Source organism: Streptomyces sp. B6B3 (assembly GCF_039871525.1).
Classification (GTDB): domain Bacteria; phylum Actinomycetota; class Actinomycetes; order Streptomycetales; family Streptomycetaceae; genus Streptomyces.
In genome coordinates this window covers 1-7,638 of the sequence record NZ_JBDPLU010000051.1, presented here as the reverse complement: position 1 = coordinate 7,638, position 7,638 = coordinate 1, and the positions used below count along the sequence as shown (strand labels likewise).

Annotated in this window: 6 protein-coding genes; 3 read left to right on the top strand and 3 right to left on the bottom strand. The window is 69.9% G+C overall.

Features of this window, described 5'->3' with window-relative positions:
* Positions 1 to 979 precede the first annotated feature (979 nt).
* Positions 980 to 1,105, top strand: a complete 126-nt coding sequence (locus tag ABGB06_RS39190) for a hypothetical protein (RefSeq protein ID WP_347600461.1) — start codon at positions 980 to 982, stop codon at positions 1,103 to 1,105.
* A gap of 16 nt (positions 1,106 to 1,121) precedes the next feature.
* Here ABGB06_RS39190 and ABGB06_RS39185 read toward each other — a convergent pair whose 3' ends face one another.
* Positions 1,122 to 1,310, bottom strand: a complete 189-nt coding sequence (locus ABGB06_RS39185) for a hypothetical protein (RefSeq protein WP_347600458.1) — start codon at positions 1,308 to 1,310, stop codon at positions 1,122 to 1,124.
* Between the two features lie 427 nt (positions 1,311 to 1,737).
* Between ABGB06_RS39185 and ABGB06_RS39180 the strand changes: the two genes are divergently transcribed.
* A complete protein-coding gene (locus ABGB06_RS39180; protein WP_347600456.1) occupies positions 1,738 to 3,189 on the top strand; it encodes an amidase in 1,452 nt (483 codons plus the stop codon).
* A 290-nt stretch (positions 3,190 to 3,479) separates the two neighbouring features.
* Here ABGB06_RS39180 and ABGB06_RS39175 read toward each other — a convergent pair whose 3' ends face one another.
* Entirely contained in the window at positions 3,480 to 3,755 is a 276-nt protein-coding gene (locus tag ABGB06_RS39175) for a hypothetical protein (protein ID WP_347600453.1), read from the bottom strand.
* A 95-nt stretch (positions 3,756 to 3,850) separates the two neighbouring features.
* On the bottom strand, positions 3,851 to 4,336 hold the full coding sequence (locus tag ABGB06_RS39170; protein ID WP_347600450.1) for a hypothetical protein: 486 nt from the start codon (positions 4,334 to 4,336) through the stop codon (positions 3,851 to 3,853).
* A 491-nt stretch (positions 4,337 to 4,827) separates the two neighbouring features.
* Between ABGB06_RS39170 and ABGB06_RS39165 the strand changes: the two genes are divergently transcribed.
* Entirely contained in the window at positions 4,828 to 7,212 is a 2,385-nt protein-coding gene (locus tag ABGB06_RS39165; RefSeq protein ID WP_347600447.1) for an NACHT domain-containing protein, read from the top strand.
* The last annotated feature ends 426 nt before the right edge of the window (positions 7,213 to 7,638 follow it).

Below are 7,638 nucleotides of genomic sequence, written 5' to 3'. Positions count from 1 at the left end.
GTCTCCTCCGGAGACACGACGCGCCGCCCCTACGGGGCGGAGGGACGCCGGCCGCTCCGCGGCCCGGCGGGGGCGGGCCCGTTCGCTCCGCTCACGGGCGGTGTCCGGTTGGGAGGGCCGGCCTCCGGCCTAGCCCTCCTCGCTGGAGGTCGTCTGGGGCACTAACTCCGGTGTTAGGCTGCTGTTTTCGGTGATGGCACGGGTCGGGCTGGTCGCGCTCCGCGCTTCCAGCCCCCGCCCGTGATGACGGAGAGTGCTGGCTACGAGATGGGGGTGCCCGACATGAGACCAGCGTACACCCCGTCAGAGACCGAGCACCACACCTGACTAGGTGTCAGCATGTGGTCTGTACCTGTAGCCATTTCCCGAATAGGAAAACGTCGTGAAAAGCGATGACGTCCGGAATTATGATTCGGCGCAAAAAACCTGTGTGGAGAAAAGCGGGAAGGCGCGATATCGCGGAGAAGGGGAATCGACCAACCGGGTTAGTAGGAATGGAAAATGACGCGGTGAATAGTCGGAAAAGCCGTCGCTGGAATCCACACGCGCGGCCCGCAGAAAGGAGCTGGGAAACAGCTCTATCGGTGTGCCGGGAAGGGTTCAGGTCCGCCTTCACCATCTTCCTATTCTCCGACAGAGTGTCCCCACAGCGACACCCTGCGTCGATTTCTGCCCTACGCATCGCCGCCGGGATCGAACCTCGCCGCACCCTTTTGCGAATCCATGCTCGACCCCGCGGCCGGCTACTTCCTCCGCGACCGCTGAGTCCTCGTCCTCCTAGCCCTCTTCGCGCAGCCGCTCACCAGCATCACCGCAATCACCATGGACGACCTCGACCTCAGCGGCGACGAAGTCCACATCACCCTTGGCCCACACGGCCCGTCCCTGTCTTCGGCCAGCCCGACACCTGGGACACCGAGGACATGGTGACCGTCACCGACACCCACTTCTACGGCGAGGCGACGGCCCGATTCGGGCGGTGCGGTTCGTCAAGCTGGACGAGCTGACCTCGGTGGGGTTCAGCGAGCGGTTCGCCAAGCTGTGCCGGGGCGGTTCTCCCGGCGCCGGCACCTACATGGGGCCGAAGGCGGCGATCGGCCTGTGAACTTAGCTGGGTGCGGTCAGGGCGCCGAGACCGTACGGTCGAGCTCGGCGAGCGACCGGCTCCGGGCGGTCAGGTTCTCGATCCAGGTGTTCAGGCTCGCGGCCAGCTCGACGACGTGGACGCCCGCCGCGCTGTACGAAGAAGCCAGCTGCCAGCGCACCCTCGACAACAACCACGCCCTACGCGGGACCGGAACCGTCAGCACACTGCCCTCCCCCGGCCTCGGGCCGGTGCTGAGCCGCTCGGCGATGCCTGCCCGGTAGACGGCCCTCGGCGGCCCGATGTGTCAGCGCCTGCGGGGGCGAGCGGGACCGGCGCGGGGTGTGGCACTCCCGGTCGGTCGATACGGCTCCGGGCCCAGGTGTGCCGCGGTGGGCCCCTTCCGAGGGCCGCAGCCCTGCGCCCCAGCGCGGCGGAGCGCTGGGGTTACAGGAGTCGGGTCACCACAGCTTGTCGACGTGCGTGCCACAGAGCACGACGCTCTCGGCGTAGTGTGCCAGGCCATCACGCCTCGCCATGGCCAGCGGTCGAGCGGTTTCTCTCTGGCCGAGCAACATGATGAGTTACGACAACTATCCCGTTGTGCGAATCGGGATTTTATGGCCTCCGCCAGAGGTCAGTACGGTCATTTCATGGAGTGGAACTATCTGACTGCGGGAGAACTCGCGGCTGCGTTGCGTGCTGGTGAAGTGACCTCGGCGGAACTGACCGACGAGGCAATCGCTCGTATCGAGCGGGATGACAAGGCGGTCAACGCGATCTGTGTGCCGGACTTCGACCATGCGCGGGCCGACGCGCAGCAAGCCGACCAGGCGCGCGCTCGCGGCGAGGACCGGCCACTGCTCGGTATTCCGGTGACGGTCAAGGAGTCGTACAACATCGCCGGGTTGCCCACGACCTGGGGCATGCCGCAGCACCGGGACTATGTGCCGGCCGAGGATGCGGTACAGGTGTCGCGGCTCAAGGCCGCCGGCGCGGTTGTGCTTGGTAAGACCAATGTGCCCTTGGGGCTGCAAGATCTGCAGAGCTTCAATGAGATCTATGGCACCACCAACAACCCGTGGGATCACGCTCGCACGTCGGGCGGATCGTCCGGCGGATCGGCGGCGGCCCTGGCGTCCGGATTCGGCGCGTTGTCCATCGGTTCCGACATCGGCGGTTCGCTGCGTACCCCCGCGCATTTCTGCGGTGTCTACGCGCACAAACCGACGCTCGGGCTGGTGGCGAACCGCGGTATGGTCCCGCCAGCCACGCCGGCCTTGCCGGTCGACCTCGACCTCGCTGTCGTCGGCCCGATGGCGCGCACCGCTCGCGACCTCACGCTCCTGCTCGACGTCATGGCCGGGCCGGACCCGCTGACGCTGGGCGTGGCGCACGACCTGACGCTGCCGCCCGCACGCCACCAGCGGCTCGGCGACTTCCGGGTCCTGGTCCTCGACGAGCATCCGCTCATTCCGACCGGGTCCGCTGTACGGGCCGGCGTGAACCGGGTGGCCGGCGCACTTGTCGACGGCGGCGTCCACGTCGAACGGCGCACTCCGCTGCTGCCCGATCTGGCCGAGGCCGCGACGCTCTACACGCAGTTGCTGTTCTCGGGCTCGGTTGCGCGTTTTCCCGTCGAGGCGTACGAGCAGTTGCGGACCCGCGCCGCCGGGCTGAGCGCGGACGACCAGAGTCTCGACGCGGCGCGGCTGCGCGGGATGGTGCTCAGCCACCGCGACTGGATCGAAGCGAACGACCGTCGCGAGTTCCACCGTCACGGCTGGCGGCAGCTCTTCGCCCAGTTCGATGCCGTGGTGTGTCCGATCACGCCGACTCCCGCGTTCCCGCACGACCACAACCCCGATCTGTTGGAGCGGCGGATCGACATCGATGGCGCCGCGTACCCGTTCTTCGACCAGCTTGTCTGGGCTGGTCTGGCCACCATGCCTGGCCTGCCCGCCACCGCCATACCCACGGGTCTGTCCTCCGAGGGTCTGCCGGTGGGAGTGCAGCTCATCGGTCCGATGTTCGAGGACCGCACCCCCCTGCGGCTGGCCGAACTGCTCGAGCAGAAGATCGGCGGCTTCCAGGCGCCGAAGTAGGGCGTCCTGCCGGGTGTCCGTCGAGGTCGAGGTGCGGATGACGAACGAGGCTGGGGCCGGTCCTGACGCTCGCGGTTGGCACGCGGGGCGTGTTCACATCTGACGCGAAGGCTTCGCGTCTGATGTGAACACCCAAGGTCCATGGGAATGTTCTCTTTCCACTGACCCGTGGGAGCAACCGCCACGGCCCCTTTCTGGTGTATTCGGCTCCGAGGAAGTTGTGACGCGAGTCCCGACGCCGATGTCGGCGAGGCATTCGTTCACGTCGTTGAGGAGCCAGCCGTTCTCGGTCAGGCGCCAGGCGTCCGAGGTGTTGCGGAGCAGGAGATCAACATAAACGGCGCCAACTGGGCACAAGACTCTTTTTCGGCTTGCTCGAAGTCGGCCATCCATCCGTTGACCATGCCAACAGCCTGTTCAAGGGCCTCTTCCGGGGTGCAGTTCCTCTCCGCGACCAGGATGTCCACGATATCCTTCTGCCGCCCCAGACGGTGCTGCTTCTCGTAGGAGAGAACGTCGTTGGCGATACCGGATCTGCGATCTCCACGAGATCGCTGGAGGGCCACGAGGCGATCGAGTTACGCCGGTACTCCAGGTACTCCGCCAGACCGGGCGTGTAGTTCTCGGCCCAGTGACGGGTCTCCATCTCGTAGGTGTTCAGTCACGCCGTGGTGGAGGAGACGAACTGGGTGCGCCATGATGGCTGGGTCGACACCGTGCGCATCCGGGCCCACCAGTCCGCCAGTGCCGCGCCGGCATTGGTCAGCCGGGCCGGAGGCAGGTCGTCGAGAATGTCCGTCAGTTCGCGAATGACCGCCGCGACTCGGTCGGGGCCGAGTCCGGCCGCCGCGTCGTCGATCTGGTCATCGATGACGAAGCCCCAACCCACGAACTCGTCCAACAGCGCCAGCGTGGGCAGGCCGGTGTCCGGGTAGGAGCAGCCGGTCAGCAGGTCGCAGTGAGAGCCCTTCAGCACCGACGGGTTTCCCGCTCCGGTCGGCAGCAGCCCACGCTCGGTGAGCCAGGTGAGCTTACGGTCATGAGCGGGCCAGATGTGCCGGTTCATGCCCCTGTACGGGACGGGCATGTCGAACCGCAGGTTCGGGTGATACGGGACGGTCAGAGTGCTGCTCTGGTCCTGTTCCATCGATCGTCGTCTCCTTCGACCAGATGAACAAGTCCAAGGGTCCACCACTCCGGCGGCTGCGCGGCGGTCGTGGACTGTATGGCCGACACGGCCTCTGCCCTTCCCCCTAAACCGCTCCCCGGGGGGCGAAGCATGGGCGGGAACTCGCGCCGCGGCAGCGTGTGGGCCCGAGCGTGGCCGAGGGCACGCGGCACACAGGTAGCAGGGATCGCTGTGGGGGTGGCGGGCGAACGAGCGCTGCTGATCCCGGCGTCGGGTTCGTGTGGCGCAGCACGTCCTGGCGGTTCAACGCCACCTCGGCATGAGCTGGTGAACGGCCTGCCGCAGCGGCTCGGGCATCGGGATCCGGGGTGGGTTCCCGCCCGCGTCGGATGTGCCATCGGTTCTCGCGGTGGCGTGTCCGGCGTGGTGGGTGGCTCGTTGGGCAGGGCGGCGCATGGGAGTAGCTGGGGGTGGGCGTGGATCCGCGGCGGGGGTGTACCTGGGCGTGGGTGTGGACGCTGTGCGTGTGCCTGGCCGGTGGGCTCGGCCTGGTGTGGGTGCTGGGGGATGTCAGGTCGGCGGCCACGGCCAGCTCGTTGGTGTCCGCGGTGGTGGGGCTGTTCGCGGTGCTCGGTGTGTGGGCGCGCGGCGGCACTCGGCAGGGCGCGGCGGCGGACCGGGGCCGGCACGCGCCCGAGGAGGCCGCCGGAGCCTTGGCACGCGCGGTGCGGCGGCAGTGGGAGAACGAGGCGGTGCTGCGGCAGCTCCTGGTTCCTGCGCCGCTTCCGGTGGCCTGGGCTGATTGTCTGTTGCCGGGTGTCGCCGACCATCGGCAGGTCGTCGGCGAGCCCGTGGCCTGCCGTGCCGACATTCCCGAGGAACTGGCCGCGATTTACCGTGGGTTGCCGCGGCGCCGCCTGGTGGCGCTCGGCGATGCGGGGACGGGCAAGACCACGCTTGCGGTGCTGCTGACCCTGGCGCTGCTGCACGACCGGAACGCCAGGGAGCCGGTGCCGGTGCTGCTGTCGCTGGCGTCCTTCGACCCCGGGCGGGAGAGCGCCCCGGTCTGGCTGCGCCGTGTGGTTGCCGCCGACTACCCGGCGCTGCGGCCGGGCGAGGTGGCCGAGTTACTGGCCGACGGGTGGCTGCTACCGGTGCTGGACGGCATGGACGAGTTGCCACCGCGCGCTCAGGCGGCCGCTCTGGCCTCCTTGAACGAGACGCTGCCCCCGACCGCGCCGCCGGTGTTGACCTGCCGCACCGCCGAGTACGCCGCCGCGGTCGCGGGTGTCGGAGTACTGGTGGGCGCGGCGGTGGTCGAGCCGGCTCCGCTGCGCCCGGCCGACTCGCTGGCGATGCTGCAACTGGCCACTCCGCCCGGCTGCGCGCGGCAGCAATGCTGGGAGGCGCTGGCGCGGCACGTGGTGTGCGAACCGGCGGGAGCGGCGGCGCGTGCGCTGGCGAGCCCGTTGGTGGTCGCGCTGGTGCGCGCGGTGTACGCGGACGTGCGCGGCGGCGGGGATCGCACCGACCCGGCGGAGCTGGCGGACGCTGGCCGTTTCCCGAACGCCGCGGCGATCGAGGACCACCTGCTTGACCGGTTGATCCCCGTACTGTTCACCCGCAGGGTCCGGCGGGGCGAGGGCCGTTGGGACCCGCGGCGCGCCGAGCACTACCTGGCCCGGCTGGCCCGGCATCTGACCGAGCAGGGCACGAGCGACCTGGCGTGGTGGCAGCTGTACCGCACGGTGTCGACGTTGCGGTGCACCTGGCGCCGAGCCGTGGCCTGGGGGTTGACGGCGGCTGCCGTGTCTTTCCCACTGACCCTGCACGGCTGGACCAGCCCTTCGGGCAACCACGTCGGCGGCTCGTGGGTTCCGGCCGCGGTGTGGACCGCGCATCTGGCCCTCACCCTCACCAGCCTGCCGTGCCTGGCCGCGCTGCTGCTGCGGAGCCGGGTGCTGTCGGCCAGGCGCCTGTTGGCCGCGGCGGTCATCGCCGTCTGCGCCGGGGTGGTCAGCGCGGTGTCGGTGACAGTGGCGCTGGCCGGCATGGGCGGCCAGGACGCGGCGCGGCCGTGGGCCGTCGTACTGACCGACTCGGGGGACGTCGCGGTGATGTACTTCGTGCTGTTCACATGTGCGGGACCTCCGCTGCCGCCGTCCTCGCCGAGCCGGGCGGCGTTCGACACGCGCGGCTGGCGCCGGCGGCTGCCGCGCGCGCTGGTCCGCACCGCCACCGCCTCGGCGGCGATCAGCCTGCCCGTCCTGCTGAGCATCCACTGGGCGGCGGCCGAGGACGGCGTGCCCGTCCCGTCCTCGATGTGGCGCGGCGGCCTGCTGATCAGCCTCTTCCTCAGCCTGGGCATGATGCTGGTGCGCTGGGCCGGGATGCCCGTGGCCGCGCAGGACGTGACCTCGGCGCGGATCTCGCTGCGCGGGGACCGACTGATGTGCGTGGTGTACGGGCTGTGCGGGGTTCTGCTGGTGGTGGTCCCCTACCTGGCCACGCGGGCGCTGAGCCGCACGCCGTTCGCCCTGGAGTGGTCGATGCTGCCGGACGCGGCGCGGCATCTGGTGACGGTGCCGATCTCGCTGCTTCTCCTGGTACCCGCGCTGGCCGCCTCGGCCTGGCTGCACTACCGCACAGCACATGCGGTGCTCGCGCTGCGTGGTGACCTGCCCTGGCGCTTGCAGAGCTTCCTGACCGAGGCGCACCACCTGGGCATCCTGCGGCAGACCGGCCCGCTGTACCAGTTCCGCCACGCCAGACTGCAACAGCGCCTCGCCACGACCCGGCGAAGGGATCTGTCCACGACCCCGGCGGGAGACCGGGCAACATCCCCAACGGCAACCTCGAAGGTAGCCCCGACACCGGGTGCCGGGCTTCCGTGACCGGCACGCGACCCGGCTCAGATCCCGCGTGGCCAGGAAGAGATGACGCGGAACCCGGCCCAGCAGCGCCCCCATGGCGCCGATACGCCCTGCAACACGCCGGGCGGCGCGCGGGGCGCGGACACGTGCACGGCCGGCCGTCTCGTGCCGGCCAGCGCGTGCGGATTCGTCCGGTCTCCCACCGTGCCGGCGGCGGCCGAGGCTCGAGAATGGGCCGGGAGCAAGCCGTCCGGCGGCTCTGGGGCGTCGGGAACGGCCCGGGCGAGGAGGGGATGGGTGGACATGCGGTACCGAGGGTTGGTCCTGGACTTCGCCGGGGTGCTGGCGGTCGGAATTCGGGATGCGATCCGAGGGTGGTGCGTTCAGCAGGGCCTGGCCGCGGACGCGGGGCGCCCCGCGCGGACGGGGGGCCCCGCCCGCCGGGCG

Bases quoted from the DNA above. Each gene is read 5' to 3' on its own strand.
- ABGB06_RS39170 (WP_347600450.1), bottom strand. From the start codon at position 4,336: ATGGAACAGGACCAGAGCAGCACTCTGACCGTCCCGTATCACCCGAAC.
- ABGB06_RS39180 (WP_347600456.1), top strand. From the start codon at position 1,738: ATGGAGTGGAACTATCTGACTGCGGGAGAACTCGCGGCTGCGTTGCGT.